Raw genomic sequence first — 23,083 nt, 5'->3', positions numbered from 1 at the left:
AGGAAAGACAAATGGATTTTGAACATGCATCTGTGTTGTTGGATGAAACAATAAGGGAACTTAAGATAAAACCAGACGGTATCTATGTGGACGGTACCCTGGGCGGAGGCGGACATGCTTACCATGTTCTGAGCAGGCTCTCTGAAAAGGGAAGATACATCGGCATTGACCAGGACGAGGATGCGGTCAAAGCCAGTACGAAAAGACTTGCGCCGTTTGGGGATAAAGTTACTATAGTCAGAGATAATTATGTCAACATGCCGAAAGTGCTCAGTGATCTTGGCATCTCACATGTGGATGGGATCCTTTTGGATCTTGGCGTTTCCTCTTTTCAGCTGGATGAGAAGGACAGGGGATTCACCTACCGTGAGGATGTGCCGTTGGATATGAGAATGGACCAAAGACAGGCATTTTCTGCGAGGGACATTGTCAATGAATACAGTGAACAGGAACTGTTTCATATCATTCGAGACTATGGTGAGGACAAGTTTGCTAAGAATATTGCCAAACATATTGCAGCAGAGAGGGAGAAAGCACCGATTGAGACAACAGGGCAGCTCATTGAGGTGATCAAACATGCAATTCCGATGAAGGTAAGGGCTGTGGGAGGACATCCTGCAAAGAGAACATTTCAGGCTATACGGATTGAGTGCAACCGTGAGCTTGATGTCCTGAAGACAAGCCTTGACCAGATGATCGAGCTGTTGAACCCCGAAGGAAGACTTTGTATCATCACCTTTCACTCATTGGAAGACAGGATTGTGAAGCGGGCATTCAGAAAAAATGAAAACCCATGCACCTGTCCCCCTAATTTTCCGATTTGTACATGCGGAAATGAGCCGAAGGGAAAAGTGATCACAAGAAAACCGATATTACCAACAGAAGAAGAATTGACAAGGAACAAAAGAGCAAAAAGTTCAAAATTAAGAGTGTTTGAGAGAAAATAGTGAGGGGGAGAACAGCCAAGTGAATAAGACAAGACAAGAACGATATGAATTTATTTACGGAAGCACTGCACGGAAAATGGAAGCAGCGCCGGCCAGGCCGGAATATGAACCGCAGCAGCCAAGGAAGAAACCGTCAGTCCGCACAAAGAAAAAAACAACACCTCAGACAAAGGCAAATCAGAACAAAGCTCTGGAGTTTGATTTTGCATTTATCAGGGCCCTTGCGGCAGGAATGCTTGTGATTGCAGTGGTAAGCCTTTTTTATTTATCGGAGCAGACAAAACTGGAGCGTCAGCGGTCTGTAGTCTCGGCCAAAAAATCAGAGCTCAGCACCCTGATGGTGGAAAATGAGGATTTGAATCTGGAAATTGAACAAAGTATCAATCTTCCTGCGATCCAAAACACTGCCATAAAAAAATATGGGATGAAAAAACCTGCGCAGAACAAGGTAATTGCATATGACAGTAAAAATGTTGACTATGTAAGACAGTACAATAAGATACCTGATTCAAAGTAAGGAGCGGTTTTTTTGAAGAAAAAAAAATATAAAAAAATCAAAAGAATAAACAATGCTATGAGAGTCAGGACTTTGTCCATTGCGGCTCTCATAGCAATTCTTTTTATAGGCCTTGTGGGCCGCCTGGTTTATTTTAGTGTGGCAAAAAACAAGACATATAAAAAGAAGGTTTTAGCGCAGCAGAACTATCAGAGCCAGACACTTCCATATAAAAGAGGGGATATCCTTGACAGAAACGGGAATACGCTGGCCACCAGCCAAAAGCTGTACAGCCTGGTGCTGGAGCCGAAAAATATTCTGAGGACAGAACAAACACAAAAAAATGCATTAGATGCATTAAACAAATATTTGGATTTAGACAAGGGCGATCTGCTGGATTATTTAAAGGCTCACAAGGAGTCTTATTATTCCGTATATAAGAAGGATATGAAATACAGCAAGGTAGCTGACTTAAAGGATTATCTCAAATCCAAGAATGGAAAAAAGGTTGTCGGGATTACATTTTCTGAGAAATATGTGAGAAGATATCCGAATAAAAGTCTTGCAAGCCACCTTCTGGGGTTTGTTTCTGACGGCAGTATCGGCACAACAGGTATTGAACAGTATTACAACAGTTCTCTTACCGGAGTGGACGGGAGAAAATATACCTATTTAAATGAAGAGCTGGAACAGGATGATTCTATTGTGGATCCGGAAAACGGAAAAACCCTGGTGTCAACCATTGATATCAACATTCAGAAAATAGCGGAGGACCGTCTGGCCAAGTTTGAGAAAAAGTATGGCAGCAAGGGGAGTTCTATATTAGTCATGGATCCCAACAACGGAGAGGTCCTGGCTATGGCAAATTCCAATACCTATGATCTGGAACATCCCCGGGATGACAAAGCACTGCTCTCAAAATATACACAGAGCCAGATCAACAAAATGTCAGAAAAGCAAAAGGTAAAGGCTTTTAATGAAATATGGAAGAACCCGATTGTTTCCAACAGTTTTGAACCGGGATCTACCTACAAGCCGTTTACGGTGGCAGGAGGTCTGGAAGAGGGGATTCTAAAAGGAAATGAGACATATTACTGCAAAGGATACAAGCAGGTAGGAAAGCATAAGATCCACTGTTCACATCAGGAAGGACACGGCAGCCTCACACTTTCAGACAGTATCGCTTACTCCTGTAATGTGGCGCTGATGGACATTGCGGCCAAAGAAGGAAAAAATGTCTTTGCCAAATACCAGAAAGATTTTAATTTCGGGGAAAAAACAGGAATCGACCTGCCGGCAGAGGCAGAGACTTCCGGACTGCTTTACAGTGCGGACAAGATGACGAATGTTGACCTGGCAACCAGCTCTTTTGGGCAGACATTTAACTGCTCCATGATTCAGATGGCATCTTCCTTCAGTTCTCTTGTAAACGGGGGCTATTATTACAAACCTCACGTGGTGAAGCAGACCAGGGACGGCAATGGAAATGTGGTGAGCAACAAAAACTCAGAGCTGGTAAAACAGACCATTTCCGCAGATACTTCAAAAAAGATACGCTCTTATATGAAGGAGACAGTGGAGAAGGGAACCGGAAAAAAAGCACAGATCAAAGGATACAGTGTGGGAGGAAAGACAGGGACAGCCCAGAAAATACCAAGAAGTGCCAGAACTTACATTGTCTCTTTCTGCGGATTTGCGCCTGTGGAAAACCCTAAAGTTGTAGTCTATGTAGTGATCGATGAAATCCAGAAGGATTCACAGCTCAATACAGGGCTGGCGGTAGAAATGGCAAGAGATGTGCTGAAAGAATCATTAAAAGACATGAATGTCCCGAAAACAAAAAAATAAGAAATCTCCACCAGTTCGCCGGAGCAGGCTGCGGCAGGCCTTTCCAGAGCCGGCTGGAGATAATGGAGAAAAACTCATACTCGTTCAATGTTTGTCATATATTTTACCATTATAGATTCCGGAGTTTTGTATGAAAACAAGTTATAAACGAAGGATGCTTTTAATGGGCGGCATCTTTGCATTCTGTCTGGTCTTTGTGGCGGGCAGGCTTTGCTACCTGATGATCGGCCAGGCGGATAAATATCTGGCGCTGGCAAAAGATCTGCATCAGAGAGAGCGGGAGATCAAAGCTCCCAGGGGAAATATTTATGACAGAAACGGTGTGAAGATTGCCTCCAACAAGGCAGTGTACTCTATATCTGTTATCCATTCCCAGACAAAACAGAAGGATAAAATTGTATCCGTCTTATCTAAGGAACTTGAGATAGACAAGGCGGAAATCAAAAAAAAGGTTTATAAAAATTCAGTTAGGGAAAAAATTAAAAGTAATGTAGAAAAAGAAGCAGCTGACCGGATCAGAAAATATGAGCTTGCCGGAGTCAAAGTAGATGAGGATTATAAGAGAACCTATCCCTACAATGACCTGGCTTCCAAGGTTTTGGGCTTTACCGGCGGAGACAACCAGGGAATCGTAGGTCTTGAGGTGACATATGACTCATACCTGCAGGGAACTCCGGGAAGGATTCTGACACTTACGGACGGCGGAGGCCGGGAGATTGACGGAGCCTATGAGGAGAGAGATGAGCCTGTAGCCGGAAATGACCTGTATACGACCTTGGATGTAAATCTGCAGAACTATGTGTGGCAGGCCTGCGAGAAGGTGAAAAAGGAGAAGGGCGCCAAGAGAGTGTCCATGATTATAATGAATCCTCAAAACGGGGAAATCTATGCCATGGTCAATACTCCTGAATATAATTTAAATGAACCGTTTAAGCTGAAGGGAAAAAAAGACAAGACCACAGGGAAAAAGAGACAGGAACTTCTGAATCAGATGTGGAGAAATACATGTATCAATGATACTTATGAACCCGGATCTGTTTTTAAAATTGTGACTGCGACTGCGGGGCTGGAGCTTGGGAAAGTGAAAGTGACGGATCATTTCAGCTGTCCTGGATTCAGAATCGTGGAGGATAGAAAAATCCGCTGTCATAAAACTACAGGACACGGATCCGAGACCTTTAAGGAAGGTGTTATGAATTCCTGCAACCCGGTATTTATGGAAGTGGGAGCCAGAGTTGGAGTGGAAGGTATGTATACCATGTTTGGCAGGATGGGATTATTTGAAAAAACCGGGATTGATATACCGGGGGAAGCCAACTCCATTATGCATAATAAAAAGAATGTAGGAGCAGTAGAGCTTGCCACGATGTCCTTCGGCCAGTCCTTCCAGATCACCCCGCTGCAGCTTATGAGAGCTGCCAGTGCTGCGGTCAACGGAGGCACTCTTGTAACACCACATTTCGGCATGAAAGCGGTGGCACCGTCTGGAAAGACAGTCAAGACCTTTGAATTTGCAAAAAAGAAAAATGTAATTAAAAAGGAAACATCTGAGACTATGAGAGAGCTTTTGGAGGCAGTAGTTTCAGAAGGATCCGGAAGGAACTGCAAGATCGAGGGATATTCCATAGGAGGAAAGACTGCAACAAGTGAAAAGCTGCCCCGGGGAACAGGAAAATATATTTCATCATTTTTAGGCTTTTCAAAAGCAAAGCATCCAACTGTAATGGCATTGGTCATGATCGACGAGCCAAAAGGGACTTATTACGGAGGGACAATCGCAGCACCGGTTGTACGTGAAGTGTTCAAAGTCGCGCTTCCTTATCTTGGAATTTCCAAGGATTATACGGTTGATAAAACAGAGAAATAAAGATATACTGGAAAGATAAGAAAAACAAATGAGGTGAAAACATGAATTATAGTATTGTAAAACCAATTCTAATAGCATTCTTCGTCAGCGTGGTGCTGAGCCCGGTGATGATCAAATATCTGCAGAAGCTGAAATTCGGACAGTTTATCCGTGGAGAGGGGCCGGAGTCACATCTGAAAAAATCAGGAACTCCGACTATGGGCGGCCTGATTATTTTACTTGGCATCATTGTGGCTTCTCTGTTTTATGTGAAGGATTATCCGAACATCATTCCGATACTGTTTGTTACTCTGGGATTTGGATTTATCGGATTTATTGACGATTACATCAAAGTTGTGATGAAACGAAACTTAGGTCTCCGGGCCTGGCAGAAGATGCTTGGACAGATTATCGTGACCGGAGTATTTGCATATTATCTGATCAACCATACGGATATCGGCACTTCTATGCTGATTCCGTTCTCACACGGAAAATATCTGGAATTAGGAGCTCTGTTTGTACCGGCTATTTTTATTATTCTTCTTGGTACCGTCAATGGGGCTAATTTCACAGATGGGCTGGATGGGCTTGCATCCAGTGTTACTGTACTGATCGCCACGTTTTTTACGGTGGTTGCTATCGGAGCCGGAATCTCAGGCAGCGATCCTGGACTCTGGCCGATTACCTGTGCAACTGTGGGAGCCCTTCTTGGATTCCTCGTATTTAACGTATATCCTGCCCGTGTCTTTATGGGGGACACAGGATCGTTGGCATTGGGAGGATTTGTGGCTGCAACTGCGGTAATGTTAAGGCTTCCGCTGTTTATTCCTCTGGTGGCTTTCATTTACATGATTGAAGTGCTTTCTGTGATGATACAGGTGGTATATTTTAAGAAAACAGGGAAAAGAATCTTTAAGATGGCGCCGATTCACCACCATTTTGAACTGTCCGGATGGCCTGAGACGAAAGTAGTCGCTATATTTGCCATTGTGACAGCTATCTTATGTCTGATCGGCCTGGTTGCCATTTAGATAAGGAGCAGAAAATGACATTAAAAGATAAAAAGGTTTTAGTTGCAGGAGCAGGAAAAAGCGGTATAGGATCAGCTGATTTGCTGATACGTTCGGGGGCGTCTGTAACTCTTTATGACGGAAACAGGGACCTGAGCCCCGGGGATGTGTATGGCAGACTGAATGAGAAAAAGGAAATACCGCTGATTCTTGGTGAACTCAAAGCAGAGGATACAGATGCATTTGATCTCCTTGTGCTGAGTCCGGGTATATCTGTCAACGCCCCGGTTTCAAAGTATTTTGCAGAAGCCGGAAAGCCTGTGTGGAGTGAAATTGAGCTGGCATACCAGGTATCAAAGGGCCGGATTGCAGCAATCACAGGAACCAATGGAAAGACGACCACAACTGCGCTGGTGGGTGAAATTATGAGATGTCATTACAGTGATGTTTTTGTTGTTGGAAACATAGGGACACCGTACACAAGCGTCGCTTTGGATACAAAAGACGACAGTGTGATCGTAGCAGAGATCAGCAGTTTTCAGCTGGAAACGATTCAGGATTTTTGTCCGAAAGTTTCTGCAGTGTTAAATATTACTCCGGACCATCTGGACCGGCACGGCACTGTGGAGGTTTATTCGAGGACCAAGGAATCGATCGGCAAGAATCAGACCAAGGATCAGGTGATGGTACTGAACTATGAAGATCCGGTAACCAGAGAAATGGCTGCGCGGGCAAAAGCAAAAGCTGTATTTTTCAGCCTTCACCGGGAATTAGAAGAAGGGATATATTTTAAAGACGGTGCCTTTATTCTCGCTGAAAACGGATCTGTTCAGACTGTATGTACAGAAGATGATGTCAATCTTTTGGGCGGGCATAACTATGAGAATATCTTAGCGGCAATTGCAGTATCTCACTATATGGGAGTTCCGGCTGAAAAGATCAGACAGGGAGTTTCTGGTTTTAAAGGTGTGGAACACCGCATAGAATATGTAGATACCATTGAAGGTGTTGCCTACTATAACGATTCTAAAGGAACAAATACCGACGCTGCCATTAAGGGAATCAAAGCAATGAACCGTCCGACATTTTTAATCGGAGGGGGATATGACAAAATGGCGGAGTATGATGACTGGATCCAAGCCTTTGACGGAAAAGTAAAGGAACTGGTCCTTCTCGGTGCAACAGCAGAGAAGATTGGAGAGACAGCCAAAGCTCATGGCTTTTCTGATATTGTGTATGTGGATACATTGGAGGAAGCAGTGGAGTATGCAGCATCCCGTGCAGTTTCAGGTGATGCAGTCCTTTTATCTCCCGCATGTGCAAGCTGGGGCATGTTCCTAAATTATGAGGTGAGAGGTGACCGGTTCAAGGAGTGTGTAAAAAGAATAAAGGAGCGTTAAAGTTTGAAGAAGAGCAGAGTCAGTGAAAAATATATGCCAAAACGGCGTTATCTTGATTATCCGATGCTTTTCATCGTGATGTTTCTCGTTGGATTTGGCTTGGTTATGATCTTCAGTACAAGTTCTTATAAGAGTACGCTGAACTTTGGGAATCCGTATCACTGGCTGATCAGGCAGTGTTTTGCAGTTGCAGTGGGGGCGGTTTTTATGGCAGCTCTCACATGGTTTGATTACAGGATCCTCAATGCCAAGGTGATAGCATACGGCTGTTATGGTTTAAGCGTTGCACTTTTGATCATTGTGTTATTTATAGGAGCGGCCAAAAAGGGTGCGGTGCGGTGGATCTCTATTGGAGGATTCCAGTTCCAGCCGTCTGAGGTGGCAAAGATTTTTCTTGTGATCTACCTCGCTTACATACTGTCGAAGAATGCCCACAGGATGAGGACTATGGCTGCAGCAGTAAAAGTCATTGTGCGCTGTCTGCCCATCATCGGTCTCGTTGCTTACCAGAATCTAAGTACAGCCATAGTACTGACAGCAATGGTAGGGGTTATGATTTTTGTAGTGAGCCCAAAAACCAAAGAACTGTTGGGAATCGCACTGTCCGGCGTGGCGGGACTGGTTCTGTATCTGACATTTTCCAACAGCTACCGGAATGAACGTGTGGCGATCTGGAAAAATCCTGAGACACACCCAAAGGGGCTTCAGACGATGCAGGCACTGTATGCAATAGGTTCCGGAGGACTGTTTGGAAAAGGCCTGGGGCAGAGTATGCAGAAGATGGGATTTATACCGGAATCCCATAATGATATGATATTTTCAATCATATGTGAGGAACTGGGGCTGTTCGGAGCTGTCTGTCTTATTTTGCTGTTCATGCTCTTGATCTGGAGAATGCTTTTGATTGCAATGAACTCTGATGATTTGTTTGGTTCTTTGATTGTCATCGGTTTTATGATCCATATCGGAGTGCAGGTTTTTATTAATATTGCAGTAGTAACAAACACGATTCCGCCTACCGGAATCCCGCTGCCCTTTATCAGTTACGGCGGTACTTCAATTCTGGTGGTTATGGCGGAGATGGGCCTGGTCCTGTCAGTATCCAGAAAAATACGGATGTAAAGGAACTGCTTATGGATAAAAATGAAAAGATTATAACAATCAGCCAGGCCAAAAAGCAAAAAAACGGGCCGGGCCATAAGAAAAAGATATTCCTGTGCGCAGCGGTTCTGCTGATCCTTATATGTATTGTGCTGTTTGGTGTCTTTCAGACCAAAAAAATGGTTGTAACAGGAAATGATCATTACACGGAAGGAGAGATCGCAGCTGCCCTGAAACAAAATACATATGTGGGAAACGGGCTGGTCTTATACCTGAGGAACAAACTTTCTCCGGTAAAGACTCTTCCGTTTATAAAGTCTGTGGATATTTCACTGCAGGGGACGGATCAGGTGACCGTCCATGTCAATGAAAAGAAAAGGGCAGGGTGTTTGAACTATAACGGCAAGTATGTTTACTTTGACAGGGAAGGATATGCGCTGGAAATTTATGAGAAACACTATGAAGATGTTCCGCTGGTAACAGGCCTTAACTACAAGGAAATTGCCCTTGGAGAAAAGATTCCGGAAAAGAAAAACAGTGTTTTTTCGCAGATACTAAAAATTACCATGGCCATTGACAAGTACGGGCTCCCGGTCAGCCAAATCCATTTCAGTGCAGACGGAAAGGCGCTTCTGATCAGCGGAGACCTCACCGTAAACCTCTGGAACAGCCAGGATTTGGACTTAAAGCTCAGTGAACTCACTGGAATTCTTCCAAAAATGAAGGGGAAGAAAGGAACCATCTCGATGAAATTTTTTACAAAGGACAATCCCGTCGCAATTTTCAAGACGAAAAAGTAGTTGAAAGTTTAAGTGAAAAACTGTATCATATAAGAATATAAGAATAGTGATAATGTGGATGAGTATAAGAAAATTTGAGATAGATATTGAAGGAGGAGCATCGTGGTCGAGATTATGCCTAATGTAGAAAACACACAAGCCAGAATTTTAGTCATCGGGGTCGGAGGAGCCGGCAACAATGCAGTCAACCGAATGGTTGATGAGAATATACAGGGAGTAGAACTTGTTGGAATCAATACGGACAGGCAGGCCCTGTCTTTATGCAAGTGCTCTACAAAGATCCAGATCGGAGAAAAGCTGACCAAAGGTCTCGGTGCCGGTGCAAAACCTGAGATCGGAGAAGCAGCAGTTGAAGAAAATCGTGATGAGATTACCCAGCTGGTTCAGGGCGCTGACATGGTGTTTGTAACCTGCGGTATGGGAGGCGGAACAGGGACAGGTGCAGCTCCGGTGATTGCTGAGATTTCAAAAGCACTTGGTATCCTGACAGTAGGTGTTGTCACAAAGCCGTTTACCTTTGAAGGCAAGCCGCGTATGAACAACGCTATTGCCGGAGTGGCCCGGCTTCAGGATCAGGTTGACACGATGATTGTGATTCCGAATGACAAGCTTCTTCAGATTTGTGAAAAGAAAACTACGATTCCGGACGCTTTGAAGAAAGCAGACGAGGTTCTTCAGCAGGGTGTTCAGGGTATTACCGATATGATCTACAATCCTGGACTGATTAACGTGGATTTTGCAGATATCCAGACTGTTATGCGTGACAAAGGTATCGCACACATCGGTATGGGTGTTGCAGACGAGGAGTTGGAGGCGATCAAGGCAGCTATGGAAAGCCCGCTCCTGGAAACTACAGTTTCCGGAGCTACCGATATCATCGTAAACTTCTCAGGAGATGTCGGAATGCTGGAAGCCCAGCAGGCAGTAGAGTACCTGAAAGATACAGCCGGACAGGAAGTCAATGTAATCTTCGGTACGGTTAACTCTGATATGGGTGACCAGATCAGTGCCACGATTGTTGCTACAGGGATTCAGTCTGAGAACGCATCCAGAGGGACAGGCTTTAAAAAGAAGAGCATGACACCTCCCCCTGTGTTTTCAGGACAGCCAATCTACAGCAGCCAGCCTAAAAGTGAGCCGGCAGAAAAGACAGAAGCTACATATGGGAGCAAGGAACATGAGAATGCCAGTGTAGAGGATCATGATTCCAAGATTGTCATACCGGAGTTTCTGTTAAAGAGCAGAAGAAAATAAAATATAACATGGGACAGGCCCGTATTCAGCCGAAAGGCGGAATACGGGTTTTTTTTGTAGAATTAACGTAGCTGTCACTTCTCTTTTTTGACAAAGTACGTGCGCTTCTTTTTTTATAATAAGCTTATGTTTTTTTTGATGATGTTTTTGGAACAGTGGCTGGTTCTTCTGGGACTGCTGCTTATTTTGAGAAGTTCGCTGAAAGCGGCCAGTTCTATCTGGAGAATTCTGCTGGCGGCTGCAGCCGGAAGCGGGCTTGGCTGCCTGACCGTGTGGGCAGCAGGCGGCAGCCAGGCAGTTCAGCTTGGTTTTCTGGCTGCAAGTATCGCTGCGACATCCTGGCTTGCGTTTCCGCTTTCGCTAAGGAAAAGTCTTATATGTTCCGGATATTTATTCGCACTCTCAGCTTTGCTGGGCGGAATATGGAGTTTTGTAAAATACCGGTTCTCCATTCACATCTGGATTTTCGGATGTTTTGCGGCATTCCTGCTTTTGGCGTTTCTGTACTGTGTGTTCTGGGAAAATATGAGGGAGCAGAAAGATTCTTTATACCAGGTATCTTTTGAACTGCTGGGCAGGACAGTAAAAGTTACCGCCTATCTGGACACAGGAAATTTTTTATATGAACCGATAGAAAAAATCCCGGTTTCTGTTATAGAGGAACAGGCACTGAATCCATACTTAGATGAGTCATTAACCATTTTAATAGAAAAACATAAGCTAAAAGATATAAGAATGATTCCCTACAGGACAGTCGGAAAAGAAGATGGCCTGATGATGGGCATTCTTGTAGCAAATATCAAGATCAAGAACAGCAGCCAGACATGGGTGACAGAAAGAGGACTGATCGGACTGTCAGAGTATCCGCTTTCCCGGAACGGTCATTATCAGCTTTTGCTTCATCCGGATCTGGTCAGGTAAGGTAATGGGAGGTTGTACAGTGCTGAAACTTAATGTGACATGTCAAAAGAGGACATTTTTAGCGAAAGGAAAAGAGATTCATTACATCGGAGGTGCAGAGATACTGCCGGCTCCTCTGGAAGCAAAGGAAGAGGAAAAAATGATTCATATGCTTGGGACGGCAGAGGAACCGGAAGCCAGGGCAAAATTGATTGAGAGGAACCTGCGGCTTGTAGTGTACATAGCAAAGAAATTTGACAATACGGGAATCGGTGTGGAGGATTTAATTTCCATCGGGACAATCGGATTGATTAAAGCAATCAATACCTTTAATCCTGCAAAAAAAATCAAGCTTGCAACTTATGCGTCCAGATGCATTGAGAATGAGATTTTGATGTATCTGAGAAGAAATAACAAGACAAAGATGGAAGTATCCATCGATGAACCGCTGAATGTGGACTGGGATGGAAATGAGCTTCTGTTGTCAGATATCCTTGGCACAGATGAGGATATCATCTACAGGGATCTGGAACATGAGGTAGACAGGAAACTGCTGCTGAATGCCATGAAAATACTTTCAGAACGAGAAAGAAAAATCATTGAACTTAGATTTGGAATCAATCAGAAAGATGGGGAGGAAAAAACACAGAAGGAGGTCGCTGATCTGATGGGGATATCTCAGTCCTACATATCAAGGCTGGAGAAGAAGATCATAAAGAGGCTTAAAAGAGAGATGTCCAGGATGGGATGTGTTTAAATAAGAATCAGAGAGAAGTGCTGCATGGATAGATGAGTATGCAGTACTTTTTTCTTTTCTCTTTTGGAAAACACTAAAAATAATGTTATACTACACACAAGGATAAAAGGAGGAGGAAAATGAACTTAAAAGTTATCAAAAATAAACTTGCAGTATTATCTTCGGTTTTTGTATTCGCAGCTGGAGTTTGGACTGTAAGCGGTGTTCCGGTCATGGCAGAGCCAAAAAGTGCGGAAGAAAATGATCCGGCAAACAGTTGGCGTTATAAAGACGGGAAACCTGTCAGACAGCAGCAGACAGCGGGTCCGTCAATATATAGCAGGGGAGCCAGAACAGTCACAAATGCATGGAACAATGTAAATGGGGTATTTCTAAATTCCTTGGGAAACCCGATACCAAATGCTACGGCAAAAGGCATTGACGTGAGTAAATGGGACGGGAAAATTGACTGGAAAAAAGTCAAAGAAGATGGAATTGATTATGCAATCATTAGAGCAGGATATGGTGAGAATCTTAAAAGTCAGGATGATCCAACATGGGAGTACAACTCTTCTGAGTGTGAACGGATAGGAATGCCTTATGGAGTTTATATTTATTCCTATGCTACCAATACTGCAAAGGCAAAGAGTGAGGCAGAACATGTGATGCGTCTTATTAAGGGAAAGAAACTGTCTTATCCAATCTACTATGATATGGAGGATGAAAAGTATCAGGGTGGATTGTCCAACAAGGAGCTTGGAGATATTGCCGATACTTTTATAAAAACGCTGAATAATGCGGGGTATAAAAATGTAGGTGTCTATGCAAATAAATACTGGTTCTCGTCACTTTTAACAAGCAGTGTGTTTAATAAAAATCCAAGATGGGTTGCCCAGTATAATTACCGCTGTGATTATAACGGAAATTATCATATGTGGCAGAGTACTGACTTGGGAAAGGTCAGCGGTATAGGTACAAATGTGGATTTGAACTTTAAGATAGGTTCATGGAATGTCAATGCTTCTCAGCCAGTATCTGTTTCATCTATAAAATTAAATAAGACAAGCCTGAAACTCAAAAACGGCTCTGCTTATACACTGAAAAAGACAATCGCACCATCTAATGCAGGCAGCAAGAGCGTGACCTGGAGCAGTTCTAATAAGAAAATCGCAGCTGTGTCTGCCAGCGGGAAGATTACAGCAAAGGGTGTAGGAAAGGCCACAATTACAGTAAAGACATCCAATGGAAAAAAAGCAGCATGCAGGGTCACAGTCCGGCCGAAAACGAACAAGATTAAAAAGCTGAAAAAATCGGGAAGGAAGAATATTAAAATTACCTGGTCAAAGGTCAGCGGGACTACGAAATATCAGATCTATATGTCTAAAAAGAAATCATCCGGTTATAAACGTATAAAGACAGCTTCATCCAAAACCACAAGTTTTACAAAAAAAGGACTGAAACGTGGAAAGCGCTACTACTTTAAAGTGCGGTCATACAAGACAGTGGGAAAGATAAAATATTACAGCAGTTTTAGTGGCGTAAAATCATTGAAACGCTGAGAAAGTTACTGTAACTGTGCTGCCATTGGGATAACTGTCCGGAGATTTCGGGAATAAATTTATGTTTTGATTATATAGAATCTGCTTCTGTTTGTGGACATAATCACTTAATCTGCACCCCACATCACTTATTCGACACAAAAAATTAAAATATGCAGCGGAGAAAGGTTGGTTTCTGTTAGCTGCCTTTTTCTCTTTTTTAGGAAAACTCAGGGGAGACAGTGACTCATACGAGTCACTGTCTCCCCTGTTTACAGTCCCTTTTGGCTTTATATTCCGGCAGAACAGAGATTTTATTCCAGTGTTACTTCATTTCCATACCGCTTATAAGTGTAGTTTTTGGATTTATATTTGTATAGGATAATGAGGCTGTCACGGTTGATATACAGTGACTGGACTTTGCTGAAATCAATATCGCTTCCTAAATATCCCATAAAAGCGTTTTTGAAATTTTTGTCAATGTTTGTTTCTGCTTCGTTGCTCCAGCCGGCAACAGAAGAATAGATAACTTCTCCAGTTCTGCTGTCATCATCAGAGTAAATATCTGCATAAGCAGAAGTGGCAGCATTTGCAATGATCCGCAGATCCGCATGTGCAGATCTCTTATTTGCCCTGTTAATATAACCGGTCAGAGTCGGAATCAGCAGAGCAATTAAAATTGCAAGGATGACAAGCACAACGATCAATTCTACCAGAGTAAAGCCTTTCTTATTTTTTCTAAAACGTTTCATAATACCCCCTGTCCTTTGTACTTTCTTTTGTATCAGTATAACATAGATATTATAAAATTTATAGTCACTGTGATCTTATTGTGATATAATAATCTTACATATGTAGGATATAAAAGGAGTGAATATATGAGAAGAAATTTTATAAAGATGAGAAACAGTATTTTTGCAGTCTTGATGAGCCTTTGTCTGCTTCCGGCAGTTATTTCTGAGCAGGTTCAGGGGAAACAGCAAGATGCCCGGCAGGAAGAGGACGGAAAGGAAAACAGCTGGCGATACGAGGATGGAAAGCCGGTATACTCAACAGGGAGGCAACCGGTCAGCAGAGCGGCAAAAGTGTACGGCAATGCCTGGAATAAAGTGAATGGAATATTCATGAATGATCTGGGCGGCCCGATCCCCGGGGCAGCGGCAAAAGGGATTGACGTAAGTCATCATCAGGAAACGATTGACTGGGATCAGGTGAAAGCATCGGGCATAGACTTTGTGATTATACGGTGTGGTTTCGGGATGGATCAAATAAACCAGGATGATGAACAATGGGAGAGGAATGTTTCAGAGTGTGAAAGATTGAATATTCCATATGGCGTATATCTTTACTCCTATGCAGATACAGAAGAAAAAGCAAAAAGTGAAGCTGATCATGTGATTCGGCTGATTCAGAACAGAAAACTTTCCTACCCTATTTATTATGATCTGGAAAATAAGTCTCTGTCAAAGCTCTCAAATGTAAAGTTAGGAAAGATTACGGAAGCATTCACAGGCAGACTGAAGGAAAAAGGATATACCAATGTGGGGATATATGCTAATAAAAGCTGGTTTGACAACAAACTGACAGACAAGGTGTTTCAGAAGTATCCGAGATGGGTTGCACAGTATAACAGTCTCTGCAGTTACTCCGGAAAATACGTTATGTGGCAGTGTACAGATAAAGGCAGTATCAGCGGCATAAAGGGATTTGTAGATCTGAACTTTTTGATCAAAAGTATTCCTGCAAAGAGCATCAAACTCAGCAAAAAGTCTTTGTCTTTAAAGAAGGGTTCTTCCTACACTTTAAAAAGCTATACAGAGCCTAAAAATTCGTTTCCGGCGGTCAAATGGACCAGCTCCGGTTCCTCTGTGGCATCTGTCAGTTCTTCGGGCAAGGTGACAGCTAAGAAGGTCGGAACTGCGGTCATTACTGCAGCGGGCAATGGAAAAAAAACATCCTGTAAAGTTACCGTGATCCCAAAAACCAATAAGATTAAGAAACTGAAAAAGAGCGGATCAAAAGGTATCAAAATAACATGGTCAAAAACTTCCGGAGTGACAAAATATCAGATTTATATGTCAAAGAAAAAGTCATCCGGTTATAAACGGATCGCCACAGTATCATCGAAAAAGTCATCTTATACAAAGGGAAAATTAAAAAAGAAAAAACGGTATTATTTTAAAGTCCGGTCATATCAGACAGTAAAGAAAAAGAAAATCTACAGCAAATTTTCAGCAGTTAAATCACTGAAAAGATAATCCAAAGATATTCCTCTTGAAAAAACGGCGGCTATAGTGTAGATTGGCTTTACAGTATCTAAACATCAGGAGGATAAAAGTATGATAATTGCATTAATTGCACACGATGAAAAAAAAGCTGAGATGGTTGAATTTGCAAAAAAGTATAAAGAGACTTTAGCAAAATATGATTTGGTGGCAACCGGGACTACCGGGAAGAGAGTGGAGGAAGCCACAGGACTTCCTGTGAAGCGGTATTTGTCAGGACCCTACGGCGGGGATCAGCAGTTAGGAGGAAGAATTGCAGAGGGAAAGATCGGACTTGTTATTTTCTTCCGGGATCCGTTGACTGCACAGCCTCATGAGCCGGATGTATCCGCTCTGCTCCGTGTCTGCGATGTACATAAAGTGCCGGCAGTCACAAATACTTCTGCAGCAGAACTGATGATCCAGATGTTTTAGCTGCTACACTTTGTTTTTATAGGGATTTGGACAGTTTTGTTTATGAAAATTGACTTGAAAAATAACAGATCATAGTGTATATTTATGGTGAAAGCTGTGTGACTGGCGGATAGTGGAGAAACCACGGGGAGCACGGCAGAAGAAATGTCGGCCGCCTGGGCAACTTTTATTTAGTGTGCCCGGGCGGTTTTTTTGTTACATTAGAAAGGTTCTCCGAACCTTCCTATGCAACAAAAAAGCACTCCGTGCAGGGTGCACACGATGCAGCAATGGAAGTTCCGGACAGAAATCCGGTACAAGGATACAAAAGGAGGATACAAGGCAATGAAGATGTTGTCATTAGAAAACGAATTAAAAGGGAATTCATATCCTGGAAGAGGAATTGTCATCGGGAAATCGCCGAACGGGGCATATGCAGTGACTGCATATTTTATTATGGGCAGAAGTGAAAACAGCAGAAACCGTGTGTTTATTGAAGACGGAAAAGGAATCCGCACACAGGCATTTGATCCGTCCAAGCTGAGTGATCCAAGCCTTATTATTTATGCTCCGGTAAAGGTGCTTGGGAATAAGACCATTGTGACCAATGGGGATCAGACAGATACGATTTACGAGTTAATGGATAAGCAGCAGACATTTGAACAGGCGCTTCGCACCCGGGAATTTGAGCCGGACGCTCCGAATTACACGCCGCGTATTTCAGGAATTATGCATGTGGAAGACGGAACCTACAATTATGCCATGTCTATTTTAAAGAGCAGCAACGGAAATCCGGATGCATGCTGCCGATATACCTTTGCTTATGAAAATCCGGTAAACGGAGAAGGGCATTTTATTCACACATATATGCAGGACGGGGATCCGCTCCCAAGCTTTGAGGGTGAGCCAAAGCTGATCGGTGTGGAAGATGACATTGACACATTCACCAGCCGTGTATGGAACAGCCTGAATGAGGACAATAAAGTTTCTCTTTTTGTACGTTACATTAACATTGAAACAGGGGAATATGAAACAAGGATCGTAAACAAAAATCAGTAGGAGGAAATGATGAAGGAATTAGAGTTAAAATACGGATGCAATCCAAATCAGAAGCCGTCAAGAATTTATATGGAAAATGGAGAACTGCCGATCAAAGTGTTAAGCGGAAAACCGGGATATATAAATTTTCTTGATGCATTAAACGGCTGGCAGCTGGTAAAGGAATTAAAAAAAGCAACCGGGCTTCCGGCAGCAGCTTCTTTTAAACATGTCTCTCCGGCAGGTGCAGCAGTAGGGCTTCCGATGACAGATGTGGAAAAGAAGATCTACTGGGTGGATGATATGGACATGGAATTTACACCTCTCGCCAATGCTTATGCCAGGGCAAGGGGGGCAGACCGTATGTCTTCTTTCGGGGATTTTATCTCACTGTCTGATGTATGTGACGCGGCTACAGCCAAAATCATCAAAAGAGAAGTTTCCGATGGGGTAATCGCTCCAGGATATGAGCCGGAGGCACTTGAGATATTAAAAGAAAAGAAAAAAGGCAATTACAATGTGATTGAGATTGATCCGGATTATGTACCTGCACCAGTAGAGCGCAAAGAAGTGTTCGGTGTAACTTTTGAACAGGGAAGAAATGAACTGAATATTGACAAGGATTTCTTTAACGACATCGTGACAGAAAATAAGGAATTGCCTGACTCTGCAAAAATAGACTTGGCAATTGCGATGATCACATTAAAATATACACAGTCTAATTCTGTCTGCTATGCAAAGGACGGACAGGCGATCGGAATCGGTGCGGGACAGCAGTCCAGAATCCACTGTACCCGTCTGGCAGGACAAAAAGCGGACAACTGGTACCTGCGTCAGGCGCCGAAAGTTATGGGGCTTGAATTTGTTGACGGTATCCGCCGTGCAGACAGAGACAATGCCATTGATTTATATATCGGCGAAGACTACATGGATGTGCTGGCTGACGGAGCATGGGAAACGATCTTTAAAGTAAAACCTGAAGTGTTCACAAGAGAGGAAAAACGTGAATGGCTGGATCAGATGACCGGAGTGGCATTGGGATCTGATGCATTTTTCCCATTTGGGGATAACATTGAACGGGCCCACAAAAGCGGTGTTTCTTATGTGGCTGAGCCGGGCGGCTCTATCCGTGACGATCATGTCATTTCTACATGCAACAAATATAATATGGTTATGTGTTTTACCGGAATACGGTTATTCCATCACTAAAATTAAGAGGGAGAGAAATCATTTCGATTTCTCTCCTGATTTTCATTTTGAATCAGACTGGCAGTAAATACGGATTGCTTCTGCCGTAAACTGGGCGGTGCCCTGTCCGCCAGCGCAGTCTAGGGATTCTTTCATTCTGTCGTCGGCGGTGTACATCTCACCCAGAGAGGCGAGGATCTCATCTGTACAGGTATAATAATGGTCTGTGATGGATTGTTTCAGGGCCTTTACCTGGCTTTGCACCGGTTCGGAGGATGGATCTTTCTCTTTGAGCCGGCCGAACTCCGCAAAGTTTGACATAAACTTTGTATTCATGATCTTCCAGTCCTCCTCTGTGCAGTCTTGTGTCTTCTGTTCATATTCCCGGAAAGCTTCCGTTGTGCCCCAGCTTTTTTTTGCCTCGGCTTTGTAGCTTTCCAGGGTCTTTTTGTCAAATGCCTGATAATTCAATGGCTTCACTCCTAACTTTTGAATTCCAAGAGCAAAATCGATCAGCTGATCCAGACGTTCTTTTTTCAGCCTTAAAAGCTGAATCTGCTGATCCAGCGCTTTTTGGCGGTCAAAATCAGGACGGTCCAAAATCTGCCTGATGTCTTTTAGAGAAAATTCAAGCTCACGAAACAGTAAAATATTCTGAAGACGTTCTAACGCCGGGGCGCCGTACAGACGGTAGCCAGCCTCCGATATACTGTCGGGACATAAAAGTCCGATCTCGTCATAATAATGAAGGGTGCGCACACTGACACCGGTTAATCTGCTTACTTCTCTTACTGTTTTCATCTCGGTCTCCTCCTCCTGGTAAGTTAAGAATAGCCTATCACGCCGCGTGAGAGTCAAGAGTTATTTTAGGAAAGGCCTTGTCCGCTGAGATGGCAGAGGTCTCTTATGGTTACTGAAACTCAGTCATGTGTTTACGGTACCAAAGCGGCATCATAGTTCTCTGACAGCGGAGATTTTTCCTGGCTTCTACGCCGATGGTTTCAAAGAATACCTTCCAGAGATCTGTATAGAGGTCGGAAATCTCAGAGGCTTTCAGACGGTTTAATTCTTCTTCTGAGAGGGCTGTCATGTAGTAGTCTTCATCACAGGGATGGACCACAGCAGTCATCCGGTTGTCATCGATAATCATCCAATTTTCAGAAGGCATCCGGTCTGAGAACTGGGGACCCAGAATCGTCAGAACATCGCACTTAGGTTCGATATGGGCAACCAGCACATGATCCACTTCGGAAAACCGCAGAAATTCCCGGAATAAATGTGCTTCGTTGGAGACCTTCCGGTCAAGCTCAAACAGATTCATCACAGCAGATTCCTGAAGCATGCTGACTGCAGAAGGGCCGTAGTGAAAGCCATAGATTAAAAAGCGGTAAATCATGTCCAGCTTTTCTTCCTGAAATGACATAGCAGCACGGTATACCATCTGGTATGCCTGAAACGATATCTTTTTTTGGATGGAGCGGATGACACTTGCTGTCTTTTCGGGATCGTAATCTACATGGCGGTAATCGCAGAAGAGTTCCAGATTTCCGACAGGTTCTGTTTTGAGACGGATATTCTTGTGGCCTAAGCGGGCGGCCCAGGCTGTATAGATACAGGACATCATATCCTCAAAAGTGTCTTTGCAGGTAAAAATAGTCATAAGTGTTTCTCCATGATCTCCGGATGTTTTTGGCCAAGCAGACGCCGGTTCCTGGATTTAGATCTGTCCGCTCAGTGACTTGCCGGCATCCTCGGGTGAAGGGGTTAATGCAAAATTCTTATCATCAAAAAGGGACAGCTGTTCATAAGTCTGGGGATGTCCGATCTCCCAGGACTTCTTGGAATCCTCTCCGATCAGCTGCCGGGTGATGAAATCCTCCTCGATGGGGATATTGAACATCATCTTTCCGCTGCAGGTGATAAAATATTTTGCACGTTTCAGGACAACGCCGATCTTTTTCAGATTTTCAAAGGTGAGAGAACGCTGTCTGCGGCTTTTGACAATGCGGTAAGCAGATTTCGTGCCGATGCCGGGAACTCTCAGCAGGTCCGCATAACTTGCCCGGTTGATCTCCACAGGGAAAATCTCCAGATGCCGCAGAGCCCAGTCGCACTTGGGATCCAGCATGATATTAAAATTGGGCCGGTCAATGCTTAAAAGCTCTTCAGCGTGGAATCCGTAAAACCTTAACAGCCAGTCAGCCTGGTACAGCCGGTGTTCTCTTAAAAGAGGAGGTGCCGTGTCCAGTGACGGAAGGCGGGAGTCATCGTTAAGAGGTACATAGGCAGAAAAGAAAACACGCTTTAAGTCAAACTTCTGATATAGCTGCTGGGTGACGGACAGAAGCTGCAGATCATTCTCAGCGGTAGCACCGACGATCATCTGTGTGCTCTGTCCGGCGGGAACAAACGGTGCAGGCTTGTCCTTGGCGGGCGGCAGGAAGGAGTCTGAGGCCAGCAGTTTATGTTCCTCAATCCGGCTGTTCGGGACATCATCAAAGATCGTATGCTTTAGATTCCGGTTGCCTCCGAAGCGTTCCATCTGAGGACTTTTGCCGATGGATCGCCGGTGGTCTGCAATGCCGGACTGAATCTGTTCCATGGGCCTTAAAATGGTTTTCTGGGTCTTGTGGGGCGCCAGATCCCTGAGACCTTCCGGTGTGGGGAGTTCCAGGTTAATGCTGACCCGGTCTGCCAAATATCCGATGCTTGCCAGCAGTTCTTCCGGAGCGCCGGGAATGGCTTTGACATGGATATAACCGTTGAAATGGTACTGATTCCTCAGCATGGACAGGGTCCGGCACATAAGTTCCATCGTGTAGGCAGGGCTTTTAACCACACCGGAACTTAAGAACAGCCCTTCAATGTAATTCCGGCGGTAAAACTCAATGACCAGACGGCAGACCTCTTCCGGAGTGAATGTTGTGCGGACCCGGTCGTTGCCTGAACGGTTTAAGCAGTATTTACAGTCGTAAATACACTCATTGCTCTGGAGTATTTTTAACAGGGAGACACAGCGGCCGTCAGAAGCAAAACTATGGCAGATGCCTGCGGCTACGCCGTTTCCCAGCTTTCCCTTTTCGCCGCGGCGGTCTGCGCCGCTGGATGTGCAGGCCACGTCGTACTTGGCCGCGTCTGCAAGAATTGTTAACTTCTCCTGTAATGACAGGGAAGGACTTAAAGTTTCCATAACCCACCTCACGATATCGAATGTTTGTTCTTTTATTTTAGCACAGAGATATAAGGAAAGCAAGAAAAAACAGAACGGAAGTTCGAATGAAAAGCAGTTGCGGCAGTGCATCGGTAAATGGTATGATAATAGTCAGCGGCAATACAATTTAGAAGGATGAGGATAAGTATGAATCAACAAACGAAAATGAGGTTGGGCAAGGCAGCATTGTTTGGTTCTGCACTGATATGGGGCAGTTCCTTTTTTATTATGAAAAATACCATTGCCAATGTTCCTGAAAATTTTCTGCTGGGCACAAGATTTTTAGCAGGTGCATTGCTTTTATGTATATTTTTTCATAAGAGACTGGGAAAGATAGATAAAAGTTACTTTAAAACAGGTTTTGTGCTGGGGGGCTTTTGGTTTTGGGCTTACTGGTTTCAGACAGAAGGGCTTTATCACACAACACCTGGAAAGAACGCATTTTTAACCGCGGTCTACTGTGTAATTGTTCCCTTTGTTGCATGGGTCTGGCAGAAAAAAAGACCTACAAAACAAAATTTTCTGGCTGCTCTGATCTGTATCACCGGAATCGGGCTGATATCTTTGAACGGCAGTTTAAGTATCGGGATCGGTGACGCACTGACCTTAGCGGGAGGCATTCTGTTTTCTCTTCATATTGCATATCTGGGGATGAAAAGCGGGGAAAAAGATCCGGTGCTTCTTACGATTGTACAGTTTCTGTTTGCAGGACTTTGGGGAGCCGGGCTGTCTTTATTTACAGAGGATATCAGTACCATCCACTGGACCGTGGGTCAGGCGGGAAGCCTTGCTTATCTGGTTATTATGTGTACAGCGGTGGCAGTTACCTTCCAGAGCATTGGGCAGAGCCATGTGAGTTCGTCCTCTGCGTCCCTGATACTGAGTCTGGAGTCCGTCTTCGGGGTGCTTTTCAGTGTGATTTTCTACGGAGAAAAGGCCACGGTTAAGATCCTGATCGGTTTTGCACTGGTGATGGCAGCCATATTAATCTCAGAGACAGATTTCGGCAGGAAGTCCAGACGAAAAAAAGTTATAAATAAGAAAACGGCAAATGTGGTATAATTTATCTTGAACGATGATAAAACTTCCATC

The 23,083-nt window shown here is 43.9% G+C and carries 21 protein-coding genes and 1 riboswitch; of the genes, 17 read left to right on the top strand and 4 right to left on the bottom strand.

From position 1 onward, the window contains the following. Nucleotides 1-11: 11 nt before the first annotated feature. From rsmH to KH180_RS05875, 12 genes are all read left to right on the top strand, one after another. The gene (gene rsmH, locus KH180_RS05930) at nt 12-947 is read left to right on the top strand and encodes a 16S rRNA (cytosine(1402)-N(4))-methyltransferase RsmH (protein WP_290757742.1); all 936 of its coding nucleotides are present in this window, start codon (nt 12-14) and stop codon (nt 945-947) included. A gap of 19 nt (nt 948-966) precedes the next feature. Beyond that, nucleotides 967-1,464 (top strand): hypothetical protein, encoded by a 498-nt coding sequence (locus KH180_RS05925; RefSeq protein WP_290757740.1) that lies wholly within the window; start codon nt 967-969, stop codon nt 1,462-1,464. Between the two features lie 12 nt (nt 1,465-1,476). After that, on the top strand, nt 1,477-3,291 hold the full coding sequence (locus KH180_RS05920) for a peptidoglycan D,D-transpeptidase FtsI family protein (RefSeq protein ID WP_290757738.1): 1,815 nt from the start codon (nt 1,477-1,479) through the stop codon (nt 3,289-3,291). 130 nt (nt 3,292-3,421) lie between these two features. Continuing rightward, entirely contained in the window at nt 3,422-5,158 is a 1,737-nt protein-coding gene (locus KH180_RS05915; RefSeq protein WP_290757735.1) for a peptidoglycan D,D-transpeptidase FtsI family protein, read from the top strand. A 41-nt stretch (nt 5,159-5,199) separates the two neighbouring features. Continuing rightward, on the top strand, nt 5,200-6,168 hold the full coding sequence (mraY, locus tag KH180_RS05910; protein WP_290757732.1) for a phospho-N-acetylmuramoyl-pentapeptide-transferase: 969 nt from the start codon (nt 5,200-5,202) through the stop codon (nt 6,166-6,168). Nucleotides 6,169-6,182: 14 nt separating this feature from the next. Next, nucleotides 6,183-7,547, top strand: a complete 1,365-nt coding sequence (gene murD / locus KH180_RS05905; protein WP_290757729.1) for a UDP-N-acetylmuramoyl-L-alanine--D-glutamate ligase — start codon at nt 6,183-6,185, stop codon at nt 7,545-7,547. 3 nt (nt 7,548-7,550) lie between these two features. Further along, nucleotides 7,551-8,669 (top strand): FtsW/RodA/SpoVE family cell cycle protein, encoded by a 1,119-nt coding sequence (locus KH180_RS05900; RefSeq protein ID WP_330624437.1) that lies wholly within the window; start codon nt 7,551-7,553, stop codon nt 8,667-8,669. Between the two features lie 11 nt (nt 8,670-8,680). After that, complete coding sequence (locus tag KH180_RS05895; protein ID WP_290757726.1) at nt 8,681-9,448, top strand: cell division protein FtsQ/DivIB; 768 nt, start codon at nt 8,681-8,683, stop codon at nt 9,446-9,448. A 102-nt stretch (nt 9,449-9,550) separates the two neighbouring features. Next, the gene (ftsZ, locus tag KH180_RS05890; protein ID WP_330624436.1) at nt 9,551-10,702 is read left to right on the top strand and encodes a cell division protein FtsZ; all 1,152 of its coding nucleotides are present in this window, start codon (nt 9,551-9,553) and stop codon (nt 10,700-10,702) included. Nucleotides 10,703-10,843: 141 nt separating this feature from the next. Then, nucleotides 10,844-11,623: a sigma-E processing peptidase SpoIIGA gene (locus KH180_RS05885; protein WP_290757942.1), complete on the top strand. Its 780-nt coding sequence runs from the start codon at nt 10,844-10,846 to the stop codon at nt 11,621-11,623. A gap of 4 nt (nt 11,624-11,627) precedes the next feature. Beyond that, entirely contained in the window at nt 11,628-12,359 is a 732-nt protein-coding gene (gene sigE, locus KH180_RS05880; RefSeq protein ID WP_290757724.1) for an RNA polymerase sporulation sigma factor SigE, read from the top strand. Between the two features lie 119 nt (nt 12,360-12,478). Next, entirely contained in the window at nt 12,479-13,897 is a 1,419-nt protein-coding gene (locus KH180_RS05875) for a GH25 family lysozyme (RefSeq protein WP_290757721.1), read from the top strand. 293 nt (nt 13,898-14,190) lie between these two features. Here KH180_RS05875 and KH180_RS05870 read toward each other — a convergent pair whose 3' ends face one another. Next, nucleotides 14,191-14,628, bottom strand: coding sequence for a prepilin-type N-terminal cleavage/methylation domain-containing protein (locus KH180_RS05870; RefSeq protein WP_290757719.1), 438 nt, complete (start codon nt 14,626-14,628; stop codon nt 14,191-14,193). Between the two features lie 126 nt (nt 14,629-14,754). Between KH180_RS05870 and KH180_RS05865 the strand changes: the two genes are divergently transcribed. The 4 genes from KH180_RS05865 (at nt 14,755) to KH180_RS05850 (ending at nt 18,801) form a co-directional block, all read left to right on the top strand. After that, nucleotides 14,755-16,134: a glycoside hydrolase family 25 protein gene (locus KH180_RS05865; protein ID WP_290757717.1), complete on the top strand. Its 1,380-nt coding sequence runs from the start codon at nt 14,755-14,757 to the stop codon at nt 16,132-16,134. Nucleotides 16,135-16,215: 81 nt separating this feature from the next. Further along, on the top strand, nt 16,216-16,575 hold the full coding sequence (locus KH180_RS05860) for a methylglyoxal synthase (protein ID WP_290757715.1): 360 nt from the start codon (nt 16,216-16,218) through the stop codon (nt 16,573-16,575). Between the two features lie 88 nt (nt 16,576-16,663). Further along, nucleotides 16,664-16,743: riboswitch (ZMP/ZTP riboswitch) on the top strand. Between the two features lie 156 nt (nt 16,744-16,899). Beyond that, on the top strand, nt 16,900-17,613 hold the full coding sequence (locus KH180_RS05855) for an IMP cyclohydrolase (protein WP_290757712.1): 714 nt from the start codon (nt 16,900-16,902) through the stop codon (nt 17,611-17,613). Between the two features lie 9 nt (nt 17,614-17,622). Further along, on the top strand, nt 17,623-18,801 hold the full coding sequence (locus tag KH180_RS05850) for a phosphoribosylaminoimidazolecarboxamide formyltransferase (RefSeq protein WP_290757939.1): 1,179 nt from the start codon (nt 17,623-17,625) through the stop codon (nt 18,799-18,801). Nucleotides 18,802-18,843: 42 nt separating this feature from the next. On the opposite strand, the gene KH180_RS05845 is transcribed toward KH180_RS05850, so the two are convergent. From KH180_RS05845 to KH180_RS05835, 3 genes are all read right to left on the bottom strand, one after another. After that, nucleotides 18,844-19,581, bottom strand: a complete 738-nt coding sequence (locus tag KH180_RS05845; protein WP_290757709.1) for a MerR family transcriptional regulator — start codon at nt 19,579-19,581, stop codon at nt 18,844-18,846. Nucleotides 19,582-19,690: 109 nt separating this feature from the next. Next, on the bottom strand, nt 19,691-20,440 hold the full coding sequence (locus tag KH180_RS05840) for a TIGR03915 family putative DNA repair protein (protein WP_290757707.1): 750 nt from the start codon (nt 20,438-20,440) through the stop codon (nt 19,691-19,693). A 57-nt stretch (nt 20,441-20,497) separates the two neighbouring features. Further along, on the bottom strand, nt 20,498-21,970 hold the full coding sequence (locus tag KH180_RS05835; RefSeq protein ID WP_290757704.1) for a putative DNA modification/repair radical SAM protein: 1,473 nt from the start codon (nt 21,968-21,970) through the stop codon (nt 20,498-20,500). A gap of 168 nt (nt 21,971-22,138) precedes the next feature. Here KH180_RS05835 and KH180_RS05830 point away from each other — a divergent pair, with 168 nt between their 5' ends. Beyond that, nucleotides 22,139-23,053 (top strand): DMT family transporter, encoded by a 915-nt coding sequence (locus tag KH180_RS05830; protein ID WP_290757701.1) that lies wholly within the window; start codon nt 22,139-22,141, stop codon nt 23,051-23,053. Nucleotides 23,054-23,083: the final 30 nt, after the last annotated feature.

The sequence above is a fragment of the Anaerostipes sp. genome (assembly GCF_018381315.1).
GTDB lineage: Bacteria > Bacillota > Clostridia > Lachnospirales > Lachnospiraceae > Anaerostipes.
Note: the sequence above shows the minus strand (reverse complement) of the source record. Positions and strands in the feature narration are given on the sequence as shown.